Here is a 16,457-nt window from a genome sequence, read left to right on the forward strand (position 1 = left end):
TGCAAATTGAATTTAAAAATGGGATATGTAGAATGAACTTGAACAGGCTTTAATTAAAAAGCTTGTTCTCTGTTTTGTAGATCTACTCTCCCACATATTTATAATGTTATATAGCATATAAATATATACATATATATACATATTTACACATACATGTATATATGAACATACACGTAGACACATATACAATAAATCTTACTCCATCTATATATACAAATACCTAAACATCTGGAAGAGTTACATTTTATGTAATCGGTTAACATTCAGCTCAAAGTTAAGCAATTAAACGCTAACTTATAAATAGCCTCAACCTAATATTTGAATAATTAGATTTTATAAGGAGTGAAGAATATGGACCTAATAGGTTTAGCTGTTCTATTCCTGATACTTGCTGTTGTTGCATATGTATTAGGAGCACGTGGGGTTGCAGGAATGTCGATGCAGGTGGCAAAGTGGCTTGTGATCATCTTTGTAATACTGGCAATAGTGACTTTCTTACTGTGACAGATACCATAGAAGAGATACCATAAAGAGGAGCATATGTGCAAAATTTCTTTGCTCCACATATTTTTTTGAGATTAAACACATCATAAAGAGACAAATCAGACCATGTCTTTGAACAATATAATCATTCGAGGAGCTAAAGAGCATAATCTGAAGAACATAGACCTGATACTGCCAAGGGACAAGCTCATAGTTATTACGGGGCTTAGTGGTTCAGGTAAATCTTCTCTGGCTTTTGATACTATCTATGCCGAGGGGCAGCGCAGGTATGTCGAATCATTGTCAGCCTACGCCCGCCAATTCCTGGGGCTCATGGAAAAACCCGATGTCGAATATATAGAAGGTTTATCTCCGGCCATCTCTATCGAGCAGAAGACCACAAGCAAGAACCCCAGGTCCACGGTGGGTACTGTTACCGAGATATATGATTACCTGAGGCTTCTGTACGCTCGGATAGGCATTCGCCACTGCCCCGATTGTGGAAGAATAATAGAACCCCAGAGCGTGGACCAGATCGTGGACAGTATAATGCACATCAAAGAAGGCTCAAAGGTCCATATAATGGCCCCTTTGGTAAGAGAGAGAAAAGGAGAATACAAGAAGCTTCTGGCTGATCTGCTGGCAGATGGTTATTCAAGGGTACGTATTGATGGGGAAATACACTCGCTTGAAGAAGCAAAGGATATTGAGCTTGGCAGATATAACAAACATAATATAGATATCGTTGTTGACAGGCTTGTTATAAAAGAAGGTATCCGGGAAAGACTTGCCGAAGATGTGGAAACATCACTTGAAAAAAGCGGAGGAAACGTGACAGTGCAGGTACTCGAAGGTGAAGAACTGGTCTTCAGCGAGAAAATGTCGTGCCCGGAATGTGGAACGGGTTTTGAGGACCTGGAACCTGCAGCATTTTCATTCAACAGCCCTCAGGGGGCCTGCCCGCAATGTCATGGGCTAGGCACATCTATAGAATTTGATCCTGATCTTATTGTACCAGACAAAGCTCTGAGCCTGCGTGAGGGCGCAGTGGAACACTGGAGCACTGCCGATGGCTATTATATGCAGTCTCTGGAATCCTTAGCAAAGCATATAGGATTTTCCATGGATACACCTTACGAACAGTTGTCTGAAAAGGTAAAGCATGTGATAATGTACGGCACGAACGAGCACATACCCTATCTTCATGTAGGCCGCACCGGAGGTGTATGGCAGCACACTGGCAGGTTCAAGGGAGTTATTGCCAATATATCTAAGATATATGAGAACACCGAATCCGAAAACACTAAAGAAAAGATGACAAAGTACATCAGTACCAAACAATGCCTGGTGTGTAATGGGAAAAGACTGAAGCCTGCGAGCCTTGCGGTAACTATCGATGGTAAAAGTATAATCGATATAACGGATATGTCTGTTGAGGACACTCTGTACTTATTCCAGAATGTGGAAACAAAGCTCAATGAGAGGGACTACACAATTGCCCGCCAGGTATTGAAGGAGATAAAGTCAAGACTGGGATTCCTAATGGATGTGGGATTGAACTACCTCACACTGAGCAGGTCATCAGCCACATTATCAGGAGGCGAATTCCAGCGTATTCGCCTAGCCACACAGATCGGGTCCAGCCTGATGGGAGTGTTATACATTCTGGACGAGCCCAGCATAGGACTGCACCAGAGAGATAACCTGAGGCTTATCAGTACACTGAAACAACTGAGGGATATTGGTAACACGGTCCTGGTGGTAGAGCATGATGAAGAAACTATAGAAAGCGCGGACCATGTAGTGGATATGGGACCTGGAGCCGGCATCCACGGAGGCTATATAGTTGCAGAAGGCACTCCGCAGCAGATAAGGGAAAATAAGGACTCTCTTACGGGAAAATACATGAGCGGAGAACTTAGCATAAATGTCCCGGAAAAAAGGCGGAAACCTATAGGTAAGATCACTCTCTACGGTGCCAGTGAGAACAATCTTAAGGACCTGGATGTGGAATTCCCTCTTGGGGTAATGGTATGTGTCACTGGCGTATCAGGTTCCGGAAAAAGTAGTCTTATAAATGAGACTCTTAACAAAGTGCTGGCAAAGGAACTCAACAGGGCCAGGGAAAGATCAGGCAGATTCAGATCGATCAGCGGACTGGAACAGGTCGACAAGGTAATAACCATCGATCAATCCCCTATTGGCAGAACCCCACGATCCAACCCTGCTACCTATACGAATCTTTTCACACCCATAAGGGAACTGTTCGCACAGACTAAACTTGCAAAAGCAAGGGGATACCAGGCAGGCAGGTTCAGTTTCAACATACGGGGAGGCAGATGTGAAGCATGTTCCGGTGATGGTACCATCACCATAGAGATGAATTTCCTGCCCGACGTATACGTACCCTGCGAAGTGTGTCATGGTAAGCGCTACAACCGGGAGACCCTGGAAGTCACCTATAAGGACCGTAACATAGCAGATGTGCTGGATATGACAGTAGAAGAGGCATTGGAGTTCTTTGAGAACGTTCCGGGTATCCAGCGCAAACTTCAGACCATATATGATGTGGGTTTGGGATATATAAAAGTAGGGCAGTCGTCCACAACATTATCCGGTGGCGAAGCGCAGCGTGTAAAGCTTGCTACTGAACTTAGCAGACGCTCCACAGGTAAAACTGTGTATATTCTGGACGAGCCTACAACAGGACTGCATTTCCATGACATTAAGAAGCTGCTGGAAGTCCTGCAGCAACTGGTGGACAACGGGAATACGGTTATAGTCATCGAACATAACCTGGATGTTATCAAGACCGCAGACTGGATCATCGACCTTGGACCCGAAGGCGGGGAAAAAGGCGGACTAGTGATAGTCCAGGGCACACCCGAGGAAGTCGCACAAAATGAAGTGTCCTATACGGCTGAATTTCTCAGACGTGTTCTGAACAAAAAGAAATTAGCTAAAGGTCCAGAAATTAATTGAGGATTTGTCAAAGAGAAGAATTTCATCTCTTCTCTTTCACTTTCTCTTCAGCTTCTTAACAACAGCTTCAACTTGTTCAACTGCAGTTCCTATGTATTTATCCGGATCTACAAGGTTGTTAATATCCTCTTCATTGAGGTAATTCGCAACATCAGGTTTTGACAGCAATACTTCCTTAAAGTGCTTGCCGGTCTCATGAGCCTCCATGGCACTTGAGCGTACGATCTCGTGAGCTTCCTGGCGGCCCACACCCCGTTTTGCAAGCTCTATCATTACAGCCTCTCCCATATTCAGGCCTCTTAGCAGGTCAAGGTTACGGCGGATATTTTCCGGATAGAACCTGAGATTCTCGATAACACCTATGCACAGCTTGATAATATGGTCCGTGAGCACACATGCTTCAGGGAACACGATCCTTTCACATGAAGAGTTGGTAAGATCACGTTCGTCCCACAGAGTGTTGTTCAGAAGTTCAGGCTCCACCATGGCACGTACTATCCTTGCAAGACCACATATCTGCTCGGACTTAATGGGGTTGCGTTTGTGAGGCATTGTGGAAGACCCTACCTGCTTCTTCTTGAAGCTTTCCTCAACCTCAGCAATCTCTGTCCTCTGCAGAGAACGTATCTCCACACCTACCTTATCAATGGTGGTCACAGTATTAGCCATCCACATGACAAATTCGGCATGCCTGTCACGCTGTATGATCTGGTTGGACACATCAACAGAACCTATATCCAGATAATACATCACACGTTTCTGTATCTCTATTCCATCCTTTCCAAAAGCAGCCTGTGTGCCTACCGCACCTGTCATCTGCCCTACCAGCAGGCGGGGCTTGAGTTGCTCCAGACGTTCGATATGACGTGCAACTTCAGAAGCCCAGATCGCAAATCTCAGACCATATGTGGTCGGTACACCGATCTGTCCGTGTGTCCTTGCTGCACATACAGTGTGCTTGTGATCTTCGGACTGCGCAAGTAACACATCCATTAGCCTGTGCATTTTATCTTCCAGGATATGCACAGCTTCCTTAAGCTGCAGACCTGTAGCTGTATCAAGAATGTCATTGGAAGTGGCACCAAAGTGCACCCATTTTCCGGCATCTTCAGTGCATTTTTCAGAAATGCCGATCACTACAGCCATCATATCATGGTGTATCTCATCCTCTATCTCTTTCACACGGTCCAGTTCCACAAGATCTGTACTTTTTGAGATGATCTCTGCAGCTTTCTGGGGGATAAGCCCGATATCCGCTTCAGCCTTGGCGAGTGCAGCTTCAACCATCATTAGTTTGTTAAGGCGGTTAGCTTCGCTCCAGACAAACTTCATCTCTTCTGTACCATAACGGTACTCAATTGGGTGAATTGCCATTTATAGAATCTCCTGAAGTTGTTTATTAAGTCTCTCTGACGTATAGTAAGTCTTAATCAATAAATATGCTTTGAGTGGAGAACATTACGCAATAAATAACTGCCTAAAAAGAAAAAGGTAAAGGATAGTAATCCCGGATACCATCAATTCCCTGGATTGAAAGAAGGAACCTGAACCGATTGAAGCTCAGCCCCTATGCTTTCATTTTGTTGCTGCGTATTGTTATCCAATTCAGGATACCATCTTTCAGGAAGTTGGTAGTCCAGAGATTCACTGTACGTAGACGGTACGAAAAATTTCGTTCCACGGTCCTTCAGAGATGGTTCAAAGCCCGGATCAATGGATTCCAGTGTCTCTTTACATATCTCGGCCTCAGATGACTTACCGATACTATACAGAGCGAATCGCTTGTTGTAAAGAACGGACCGGGAGCTGGGATCGATAGCAAGGGCACTATCATAGCAGGATATAGATGTTTCTACCTGGCCTATTAAATTGTATATGAAACCCTTATTATACCAGGCAGTGACACATGTGGGATCCAGTTCAAGAGTTTTGTCATAATAGTAAATTGAACCCTTGTAGCTGCTGACGAGATATGAGATGGTGCCTTTATGGTACATAGCGGATACAGATGTTGGATCGATCGCAAGCACCTGATCAAATCCTGCCAGTGCTTGCTGATAGTCTCCCCTAAGATAGAAGGAAAAAGCTTTTGTTCCCATTACAAGTGTATCCGATGGGTCCAGCTCGAGCAATTGGTCATAGCAAGCTACTGCATCATCATATCTGCCCATCCTGTCAAGTGCCAATCCTTTATGGTATATGGCATCCTTACTATCAGGTTGTTCTGCAATGATCTTATCATAACTACCAATTGCTCTGTCAAATTGTCCAAGCTTCTCGTAAGCAACGCTCTGTTTATAAAGTATATCGACATTACCACGATCTAATTCAAGCGCTTGATCATAAGACGATGCAGCATCAGGATATTTTTCAAGAGCATAGTATGCATCACCGCGATCAGAGAAAGCCTGAGAATTCTCCGGGTCAATAGATATGACAGTATTTGCATACTGGAGAGCTTGATCATAAGAACCTGTACTAAAAAGCACACGCCCTTTCTGCAGCATAGCAGAAGTGTTGTTAGGCTCAAGAGCAAGCACATTATCAAAGCAAATCTGTGCCCTGTCTGAATCACCAGTGCTCAGAGAAACAACTCCGAGAGAATACCATGCTGGAGAGTATCCGGGGTCAAAAGCGATAGCACTTTCATAGCATTCAATCGCCCATAGATCCATCCCAGCTTCCACCAGGGCTGAACCTTTATCACACAAAACTTTAACAGATGTCGGATCAAGCATAAGGGCTTTGTCGAAGCAAACCAGGGACTCATTATAATTACCGATATTCTGATAAGAAATACCTTTTGCACTCCATGCATCAACAGAATCCACAGTGAAAATATCCAGTTGTGGAACATCATTGTTGATCGATTTTTTCACAGACCCGGAAGTCTCATTATTGCTCAGAGGAGTAGGGACTATACCCTTAAAGATCTGGAACATCGTAGCTTTGTCGGTCTGCACCATTTTCATGGATTCTGCGGTATCGTCTGCATTTATAAGATTTGTATCTATCATTATACGTAAATTGGCTTCCTGGTACCCGGGATCTAATGCGAGTGTTTGCTCATACGCTACAATGGCCTCTTCGTATTTTCCAAGTTTGTCGAGGACCATACCTTTACGATACCATATGTCTGCAGATTCTGAATGTAGCTCCAGCAATTTGTTGTAAGCGGTAAGAGCTTCTGTGTAGCGTTCAACTTTTTCCAGGTTAGAAGCCTTTGCATATAGAGCAGCTGAAAAACCAGGATCCTCTTTTAGGGCTTTATCATAACTTTTTATGGCATCTGCAAAAAGTCCAAGCTTGTCAAGGTCCATGCCTCTCTCGAACCATACTCTTGCACAGGATTCTGCATTAAGAGCTTTACTGTAGCTATCAACTGCTCCATCATATTTTTGAAGCATATCAAAAGCTTTTGCACGATTGTACCATACTATAGCGGAGTTGGGTTCAAGTTCCGTTACCCGGTCGTATGAGGATATTGCATCCTCATACTTGCCCAGATTATAAAAAGCTGTACCTTTATCATACCAGATATGTGCCGACTCTGTGGAAAACGTGGGAGATTTGTTATAACACTCCATTGCATTGACTTCATCTATAAAAAGATACGATGACATATCTGTTATAGATACACCACTAAAACCATCCGAATTTAATTGTAATGCACGATCATAACACTCTATAGCCTCAGAATAGCGACCCAGAGAATCCAGAGTTCTTCCTTTCTTATTCCACGCTGTGGCATTTTGAGGATCAAGCACAAGCAGCTGATCATAGCAGTTGATGGCATCAGTGTATTGTCCGAGACTATCATAGCTCTGCGCTTGTAGTAACCAGGCATTTATATTGTAAGGATCCTCGGACAGAAGGAGGTTATACGCTTCGATGGATGAAGCATGATCACCAAGATTAGTAGCTGCCCTTGCTTTCCCGTAAAGGGCCTCAGCGTTGAGAGGTTCAAGCTTCAGAATATTATTATAATCAGCAAGCGCGTTTTCGTATTCTCCAATAGCTTCATAAGCTGCTGCCCTTGCAAACCACATTTTAGGATCATCCGGCAACATGGTAAGAGCTACGTCAAAAGATGCAATTGAATCATTGTATCTTCCCACCTGCAAATAAGAATAACCGGTATCATACATGGAATTTGCATATGTAGAGAAAAGATCCAGTATGTGGTCATAACAAACCATAGCCTCTTCATGCCTGCCCAAACCATCGAGAGATCTGCCCTTATGATAGACCAATTGAATATATTCGCTGTCGAAAGCCATACCGTTGAGATCTGTTAAAAATGTAGCGTTGGAAGAGTTGGAAGAAGAAACGTTAGATTGATCTGAAGATTGATTATAGTACTGTGCATCGAACTTTTTAAGAGATGCTTCATATATATTAAGGGATTCCTGATATCTACCTAAATTCTCCAGCATGACACCTTTTTTGTAAAGGAATTCACTGGAATTGGATTTATTCAAAATAGCGTCATATGAATTAAGTGCTGACTGAGGATCACCCATGAGGTACTGTGTTTCAGCCTTATTTTCAAGAATTTCGATTGACTGGGGATCTATTTCCAAGGCCTGCTCAAAGAACTCCAGAGCTTCTGTGTATGAAGCGTTGCGACTCATCTCAAGACCCTGGTCATTGAGAGACCTGGCGTCATAAGCAATACCATAAGCGCACTGAGTAGATATTAAAGCTAACATCACTAATGCGCAAACTGAAAGGAATAACCTGTTTAATGCCATCTGAATACCTGTCAGGAACTTCTAGTGATTATACTTTATTGTCTTATATTAGATAAGATTTTTGTTCTTCTTGAAGCGAACAAAATATGGACTGTTCCATATCCAAATTAATCTGCATCTATTATGTAATGGTATATATAATATAAATAAAGTATCTAGTTTTAATAATATAAATATGGATATGTTTATCAGAAAACTACCCATTCGGATGTAAGTTTTTGAAAAACCTCATTGCTTCAGAATTATAGTTGAAAACCATTTGTTTGAAACTTATGGTATTGATTGCACGATCTCTTGAATGTGATTTTAGTATTCATAAGTTACAAACCATGAGTGTTTAACTATAGTATACATAATAAACAAATAATTAATTAAAATATTAATAATGTTAAAATGCTCTTAATTTATTAGCACTTTTTATCTTCACTATTTTTATTTATATTCATTTCTTAATAGAAATCATTTCTAATGCAAAGACGCAAGGATTAGATTATGAAAAGAAAAGCTCAAAGATGTCATACTGTATCAACAACATATAAAGGCCGGTACCGATGAAGATACTGAGCATTGCATTTCTTTTCCATACATGCAGAACAGTGACGACTGCTATTGCAAAGATTTCAGGGCTTCCATAAGGAGACTGAAACCATTGTACATCCTTCAGGCAATAGAAAACAAGCAGTAAAAGGATCATAGGAGGTAGATTCCTCTCGATCATAGACATTGAACCGGGAGGCTCCTTTGAATTGAAAAGTATAAAAGGCAATATCCTTGTAATAAATGTTGCAATAGCCACAACTGTTATGACAGCAAGCAGATACAACGTTTCGTTGGTCATGGCCACCCCTTCTGATCTTTATCTGCCGCAGACATAGAGAAACTTTTGGCCTGGACTATTTTTTCATGTACGATCAGAATAATTGTCCCTATAAGAATTGAAAACAAAAGCATGTTTTCGGAACTGAATAGAACAAGAGAGATACCACCTGCCAAAACAGCAACAATAAAGGGAAAACGTGTACTTGAATGGTAGTACTGTTCAATTGTCAATACCATGAACAGTGCAGTAAGTACAAAAGACATGCCCTCCAGATCAAGATCAATTACTGATCCCAGCACTGCTCCAAGCATTGACCCGGTAATCCAATAAAAGTGGTTCAGTACAGCTATGAAAAAATAAAACTTGTTTTTCGGAACGTTTCCCGGAAGCTCTGTGGTAGTAAGGAGGGCATATGTTTCATCAGTAAGTGCAAATATAAGATAAGTTTTGATCTTTCCTGCAGCAGAAAATTTTTCAAGCATGGAAAGACCATAAAATGAATGCCTGAGATTGATAAGTAGAGTAATGATCAGGAACTCTGTGAGCCCTGCACCTGCTGACAGCAGTGCCACTGCTATGAACTGCACAGATCCTGCATAGACGAAGATACTCATCAAAAGAGCATATGACCAGTGATAGCCTGCTCCTGAAATCAAGAAACCAAAAGCAACTCCCAGAGGAATATAACCAAGAAGTACAGGAAAAGTGATCTTGAATGCATTTAAGAAGAGTGTTTTATTTTCAGGTTCCATGCTAACAAACAATATTCGAATTCTTAATTAGTATTTAACATTGTCCCGTCTGAATAATAAATAAAAAAAAAAGATGTAGTTCGCCAAAATGTATACCCTTGCAGTTGCATCGATAACATCACATGGCATCTTTCTGTGCCTTTGTGAAGTGATCTATCGCCTGCGCCAGTTCGCTGTGTTCCCGGGCATACTCGGCAATATCCATCTTGTTGAGATAGGCATCACATGCCTGAACCAATGCCTTTGCTCCATCCTTAGTTCCTCCTGGATGGGCATGTACTCCAGAGCCCATGGTTGTGATAAAATCCACATTTCCCATTACATCAATGAAAGGCTTCAATCTGATAGGATTAAGTCCGCCCGAAACAATGGGACAGCATTTTTTGACGCCTCTCCAGCTATCTTCTTCCAGGATGACATGATGGGCCGAATCTTCAGACACAAGATGCATGGCATCCTTATCATTTTCAGGTATCTTGGTCCAGGTTTGTTCAAAGAAATGGCCTTTAGACCTCATATACAGGATACCATGTGCAGCAACGACGTCCTCTTCGGGTGTACCTTTCATTTTACCAACACCTGCTGTACCTGTGTGTATACCTGAAACACCGGCAAGACGTGCAAATTTAGATAAGACAAGTACAGAGAATCCGATCGGATTCTCGGGCCTTGTAAAAGCTCCATGGGCTGCCCTGTGGAAATGGATGAACACACCCGGGTATCGCCTTCTGAGTGTCTGGACAGCCATCCAGCCTGCAGTTATACCATCGATAAGGAATGCATAGCTGCCGGGCTCAAAACCTGCATTCACGATCATTTCACACCTTTCGATCATGGTGTCAAAGTCGGCAGCTGAAACATTGAAAGAATGTACCTTGTTTCTGCCGGTTTCCTTAACTGCCTTGTCCATAGCCTCTTTTACGTGTTTTACCATTTTATCATAAGGACAGAAATCCTGGTTTGCCTGAGGCTCATCGTTCTTGACAAAATCTCCTCCTCCTGCCCAGAAATCATAACACACCTCTGCGTACTCTGCAGAAGTAAGCCCCATCTTTGGTTTTACGATGGTACCGAGGATAGGCCGGTCATATACACCAAGATATTTACGCATGTCATCCAGAGTATAGCTTGGACCATCATACTGTTCGAGCATCGATGATGGGAACCATACATCCAGTAACTTCAAAGCTTTTATCTCTTTTATACCCAGGATATTGCCGACTATGTATGTCAGGATGTTCTGAATATTGCCCCCTCTGTCAAAAAGTCTCCATGGATAGGCTATCCACACAAGATTTTGTTCAAGGTCCAGCTTATAGACCAGTGCGTTCATGGTCTTTGAAAAAGGGGTTTCAGTGTTGACCTTAAAATTTGTTCCGGTAGATGATTCGGCAGCAGTTTCAGCAGCTGCCTGAAGTATGTTCAATTTCCCCTCCGGGACCAGATGGAACACACTAAGCAGGTATTCTCCGTTATAAGGATCTGGAAGCTGCAAATTCACGTAAGATTGCTGTTTAGGATTAAGCGACGCTACAAGATCTGCATATATTGGATTCATATTAATAACAATTGTTAACATGCTATTTGAGTTTTTGGAGCCTAATCAAACAATACACAAAAACATATGTAAGTTGCTTTAAAGGAAAAAAAGTTTACAAGAATATTATAAGACGTTACTTGACACAATCCTTCATGAAGAGATCAATATGATCGCAATGAGGGCAAGAAGCACACCAATCCACTGCCTTAAAGACATCTTTTCTTTCAGTATGAACCATGCAAGTAATACAGTGCCTGCAGGATATAGAGATGAAGTGATAGATGCTATATCCAGCCTGCCTGCCTGCGAAGCCAGTGCAAAGAAAGTGTTACCTCCTGTGTCAAAAATACCGGCCAGTATTATAACGGGCAATATTTTTTTTGAAGGGGTCGACAAAGAGCCTTTGAAAACTATGAATGCAAGGATCATCGCAACAGCTGCGGCCCTGGCGGCAGCCAGCGGCCAGAACACTGCCGATTCACTGACATGATCAATGCATATAAAAAACATGCCAAAGCCTATTCCTGCAATTAACGGGAGCCTGAGATCATTGAGCTGCATTTTCCCTATGTCATTATTTCCGCCTGCAATTAACCAAACTGCTGCCAGTGCAAACATAAATCCTGCCATTTGATACATAGCAGGCAGTCCTTCATAGAATGCACCATAGAAGACCGGCACAGAAGCAGCTACAACTGCAGAAATTGGAGCAATGAACCCCATTTTACCCTGAGATAGACCATGATAAAGCGCCAGGAGAGCTATACCTATAAAAATTCCAGCAACTGCTCCCCAGATCATTCCAATAGATGATGGTACTTGTTCTCCCATTAGGTAAGCAGAAGCAGCAAGAAGGAAAACTCCAACTGTCTGGACTATCAGGACAACACTAAAGACATTTGCCTTTTTCGAGGCAAAGCCCCCGCTGAAATCTCCTGCACCCCAAGATGCAGCTGCAAGGAGACCAAAAAGGACCACAAGAAACTCAGCAGGTATCATCTTTACTCTCTTCTCCATACAGTATAATTAATTAGAGTTACTCTGATAGTGCCTCAATTTATCAAAAGTTTCCTCTGCAGCTATAATATATGGGCATATGCTGTTGATCTATTTAAACTCAATATTTATATCGCCTATATTTTTAGCAAGGGACTTTGAAATATATCCTGCTTCCAGTTTGCACACATGCAGAACTCCGATAGGGACAAGACAGGTATCACAACATGGTGCATGACTTGCTTTTTCAAGTACATAGTTATCTTTTATTCCATGTATTCCCTCAAGGGGAACTTCCATATGTGCTATGTTCTTGACAACATTGCAAGGAGTCTCAATTTCTATCAAGACTTTATTCCCATCGATCTTTCCGCTGACTTCATGGACATAGCCACATATTCTAGAATTTATTGTCACATCTGTCATTTAATAGCTCCTACATCAATTACCGAAGAAAACTCCCCAGAATATATAGTAAAAGAATTGCTAAAATAAAGGTTCTCCGGTGATTTTGATACCTACAAAAAAGATAACAATTTATTTGGAACTGGTGACAGAAACCTCATGAAGGATCATGGTCACATATTCTTTCCTCTGTATATAGAACCGTCCTTTGCTATCTTAGCAAGTATACCTAATTGAATTATTTCAAATATTATATCAAGAAAAGAATTAACAAGATCACCTGTAACAGGAACCTGGGCTATGGTCATATCTGTACCTATATTCGCCAGAGAAAGGAGGATAAAGCCCAGAAACAGATTCCTCATTTTCTTTTCCTGAGTTAACATTTTTAACAAACCGATTTTATTCATATTAACACCCATAATGATCATGCATAGACAGAAATCAATTATCAGATCCAGTAGAACAAGATATTACCGAATACCTGATAAAGATCACACCCCATAAGTGATAATCCCTTCTTCTTCGTGGAACAGCCTGGAACTCCATAATCCATAATAATTACTGACCTCATCCATGATGTATTTAGTAATTAATAAAGAATCTTCTTCCAGTTTCCAGGAATCCCACTGCCTTTCCACAAGGATCTCTTCTGAATCACATTCGGTTCCATTTTCATGCTCTCTTTGATCATTTATTATAATAGAATTTGTGCAGTTGAATATTTGCACCATGATCTTCACTTTACCAATATAGTCGATCTTGGAATAGAAAGTTGATGAGAACCTGATAGTATGCAATATGTTACAAGCAAGCAACTCGTCATCAAATCTTTTTCTGTGATCGTCCTGAAAGAAACTTCTGCAGTTTTTCATGGAGTGGACCACCCCATTCCTGTGGACCTCAACTTTATTGTTCACATTACGGATTTTATCTTCATCGCCCCATTTAATACCGGATTTTGTGGGTCTGATAGAATATGTAAGATAATCGCCACAATCGCTCTTTTTACTGGAATATAATTCCATAAGCTTAAGACCGAATTCAGAAGAAGGATCGAACATCTGCCCATCGATCTTAAGCGGAGCTACGACCACATGAGATTCAATTCCATGTAATTGCACCTCATGAGGAAGCTTTTTCTGACTGGAATAGATAGCTTCCTCAATATATCTTTCAAGCTTGCTCATCCCGAAAAAGCGCGACTGATACAACCACTCTACTTCATTTTCATCCATGGGGGTAGCTGAGAAATTATACCGCTTGTAGTATCGCTTATCCTGATTATTGTAATAGGGTTTACTTTGTCCTTCCGGAATATGGACCACTAGTATGATCCTGTCTTTGCCAGGGATGGGGACCTTTTTTATCTGAACGCTGACCCTGGGTATTATATTCCCCAGAATGATCTGTTCCAGCCTTTCCTTATTAATATCGCTTTCTATTCCATTGATAGACTGAGGATGTCCTCCTTTTCCGGTTTCCGCTACTCCGTAAACCAGATAGCCACCTTTGGTATTAGAAAATGCCGTAACCTGTTTTATAATACTGTAATCGTTGAGCTCCTGCTTATAATCAAGGATCATCGATTCCTCTATCTGTTCCTCGGATAATTCCTGAATATCATCAAAAGTAACATCCTCAAGTGGCTTATCGAATAGCATATAGTATCAATACATTCCGAAGTTGAATTAGGTTAAAATTTAGCTGTCAACCAGATAAATTTATGGGTCAGGAGAATGTCCGTACCTTCATTGAAGTTGTTATTTTGAGAATCTCAAATTAGGATTTTGATTTAAAAACCTATTCCTTTTTTCGTTGATACTGCTATTCTCTTTTTTTTTGGTCAGTGGTAGCTATAAATATAAAAAATTTTGCTTCTTTATGGATAAAAAATCTATCGAGTATAGAGGAGTCCTCTTCGAGGACTCCATAGAAAACTATCTTTACAGAGAAACTGCCTCTATTTGCCAATTTCTTCATTTTCTCTGTATAGAAGACATTTCACAATACGTTGAACGTACTGTGTATACCAACAAACGTTGGCATTTTAAATATAACGTTTCCTCAATGATAAAGCTCTTTATTGTAAAGTGCTTCAGGAATCTCTCTTATGAAAAAACAGTATCCAGTTTAACAGAAGAAGAAGCTATTATGCTATCGTTCTGTGATAAAAATGGGCAAATAAGACTTCCTTCAGCTGGAACCCTCCATCATTTTGTAAAATATAGACTTGGAGAAGATGGGGATCAATGAACTAATAATAATGGTAGGCGAAAAGATTCTTAAAAGCTCAAAGTTAAAAGACGCCAAGATAGATTCAACACCTCTTGAAGCTTCACGATATGACAAATATGCGGATTATAATCCGCATTATAAATGTAAAATGGACAAAGCTCACATTACAATGATTGGAACTTATCCGGTATTTATGACATATACTAATGGCCTTAGTTCTGATTCTACGGAACTTATCAAACACATACACGCATTAAAGAAAATGGAAGCTAATATTGAATTTTATGCTGCGGATGGAGCTTATGACTCATTCCAAAACAATGCAGATATATGGTATCATCTGAATGCAAAACCAATTATTTCCTACTCTTGTGATGCAGTATTGCACAAAGAAGGTGAAGTAGAGAGGATTGATCATTGGGTGAACAAAATGTGGAAACTTGGTGGAGAAGTTCATACCAAAATAGAAAATAAGCTGAAGTTTCTGTATGAAAATGGAAGACAAGAACAAGTTGGGATGTACCTAAGAAATCAAAACATCCTCGATGAATTATTTTGGGAGTTATACAAGAAAAGAGTAGAATGCGAAAAAGTACATGGCCACATGAAAGATACGATGAACTTCGATGTCAGAAGAATAAGAGTAGAGAGCAGAGCTCTCTACTCTCTGCTGAATTTCGTTTCCTATCAACTATTAGTGCTTACTGAATTGCAAAATAAAGTTAAACTCAGGAATTCGTTTGGGAGGCTATTCTAAAAAAGTACATCAAATTAGAATAGAAATATAAGGAGCTAATTTGATGGCCTCTATTTTTCTATCCTGAAACCAGCATAAAATATAATACAAGTTACACCATTCTGACACTAGACAGATATCCAGGATGCAAAAGGACCATGCCAGGTGGAAAAACACACGAGACAATAAACATTACAGTGCTGGCAGCTATACTAGCAGGCATTTTTTATCTTACAATATGGCAGGAAACTGCAATACTCTCGAGATATATGGATGCTTATACTGTAATTACTTTTTCTTGTTCCTACCTCTTCTCAACATTCTTCTTGAGTCCCGATCTTGATACAAAAAGCAGGCCCTCTAAAAGATGGAAGATGCTCAGGATACTCTGGTGGCCCTACAGGACCATATTCAAACACAGAGGATTTTCCCACAGCATGATTCTTGGACCTATTACCATCCTGCTGAACTTTGTATTGATATTGTACTTATTGACCCTGCTTTCAGGTGTCAGACTACACAGTATCCCTCAAGAGCTACTTATTCCTGCCACTGTGGGTATGATCCTGTCAATAGAGGTCCATATAATATCTGATCGTTTCTTCTCGATGGTAAAGAGTATTTTCTAAGACCTATATATCAAAATCAGATATTCCACTTGTTTTCATTGATCAAGATTTTAAAACTATTATAATTATCTATAAATAAGAATAGAACGATTGTTAAGAAAGCTTCTTAATAAAGGTGTGTG

12 protein-coding genes and 1 pseudogene are annotated in these 16,457 nt (G+C 40.8%); 4 read left to right on the forward strand and 9 right to left on the reverse strand.

Annotated features, from left to right (window positions below; translation table 11 throughout):
* Positions 1-351 precede the first annotated feature (351 nt).
* Together METHO_RS13355 and uvrA are read left to right on the forward strand one after the other, a co-directional pair.
* A complete protein-coding gene (locus METHO_RS13355; RefSeq protein ID WP_015325288.1) occupies positions 352-504 on the forward strand; it encodes a DUF1328 domain-containing protein in 153 nt (50 codons plus the stop codon).
* A 105-nt stretch (positions 505-609) separates the two neighbouring features.
* Complete coding sequence (uvrA, locus tag METHO_RS09345) at positions 610-3,465, forward strand: excinuclease ABC subunit UvrA (protein WP_015325289.1); 2,856 nt, start codon at positions 610-612, stop codon at positions 3,463-3,465.
* A gap of 36 nt (positions 3,466-3,501) precedes the next feature.
* Here uvrA and purB read toward each other — a convergent pair whose 3' ends face one another.
* The 9 genes from purB to METHO_RS09390 form a co-directional block, all read right to left on the reverse strand.
* The gene (gene purB, locus METHO_RS09350) at positions 3,502-4,839 is read right to left on the reverse strand and encodes an adenylosuccinate lyase (protein WP_015325290.1); all 1,338 of its coding nucleotides are present in this window, start codon (positions 4,837-4,839) and stop codon (positions 3,502-3,504) included.
* A 143-nt stretch (positions 4,840-4,982) separates the two neighbouring features.
* Positions 4,983-8,219 carry a tetratricopeptide repeat protein gene (locus METHO_RS09355; protein ID WP_015325291.1) on the reverse strand — a complete coding sequence of 1,079 codons (3,237 nt, stop codon included), beginning with the start codon at positions 8,217-8,219 and terminating at the stop codon, positions 4,983-4,985.
* Between the two features lie 490 nt (positions 8,220-8,709).
* On the reverse strand, positions 8,710-9,057 hold the full coding sequence (locus tag METHO_RS09360; RefSeq protein WP_015325292.1) for a branched-chain amino acid transporter permease: 348 nt from the start codon (positions 9,055-9,057) through the stop codon (positions 8,710-8,712).
* Positions 9,054-9,791, reverse strand: a complete 738-nt coding sequence (locus tag METHO_RS09365) for an AzlC family ABC transporter permease (protein ID WP_015325293.1) — start codon at positions 9,789-9,791, stop codon at positions 9,054-9,056. Before METHO_RS09365 ends, METHO_RS09360 begins: the two co-directional genes overlap by 4 nt.
* A gap of 118 nt (positions 9,792-9,909) precedes the next feature.
* A complete protein-coding gene (locus METHO_RS09370; protein ID WP_015325294.1) occupies positions 9,910-11,349 on the reverse strand; it encodes a ribulose-bisphosphate carboxylase in 1,440 nt (479 codons plus the stop codon).
* Between the two features lie 132 nt (positions 11,350-11,481).
* Positions 11,482-12,330, reverse strand: a complete 849-nt coding sequence (locus tag METHO_RS09375) for a DMT family transporter (RefSeq protein WP_015325295.1) — start codon at positions 12,328-12,330, stop codon at positions 11,482-11,484.
* A gap of 108 nt (positions 12,331-12,438) precedes the next feature.
* The gene (locus tag METHO_RS09380; RefSeq protein WP_015325296.1) at positions 12,439-12,753 is read right to left on the reverse strand and encodes a DUF6951 family protein; all 315 of its coding nucleotides are present in this window, start codon (positions 12,751-12,753) and stop codon (positions 12,439-12,441) included.
* 152 nt (positions 12,754-12,905) lie between these two features.
* Positions 12,906-13,097 (reverse strand): hypothetical protein, encoded by a 192-nt coding sequence (locus METHO_RS09385; protein ID WP_172635196.1) that lies wholly within the window; start codon positions 13,095-13,097, stop codon positions 12,906-12,908.
* Between the two features lie 129 nt (positions 13,098-13,226).
* The gene (locus METHO_RS09390) at positions 13,227-14,396 is read right to left on the reverse strand and encodes an AlbA family DNA-binding domain-containing protein (protein WP_015325298.1); all 1,170 of its coding nucleotides are present in this window, start codon (positions 14,394-14,396) and stop codon (positions 13,227-13,229) included.
* Between the two features lie 220 nt (positions 14,397-14,616).
* Here METHO_RS09390 and METHO_RS09395 point away from each other — a divergent pair.
* A pseudogene (locus tag METHO_RS09395) lies at positions 14,617-15,727 on the forward strand (transposase).
* Between the two features lie 137 nt (positions 15,728-15,864).
* Positions 15,865-16,335 carry a metal-binding protein gene (locus METHO_RS09400; RefSeq protein ID WP_015325299.1) on the forward strand — a complete coding sequence of 157 codons (471 nt, stop codon included), beginning with the start codon at positions 15,865-15,867 and terminating at the stop codon, positions 16,333-16,335.
* Positions 16,336-16,457 lie beyond the last annotated feature (122 nt).

Origin of the sequence: Methanomethylovorans hollandica DSM 15978, from assembly GCF_000328665.1 — an archaeon.
Classification (GTDB): Archaea; Halobacteriota; Methanosarcinia; order Methanosarcinales; family Methanosarcinaceae; genus Methanomethylovorans; species Methanomethylovorans hollandica.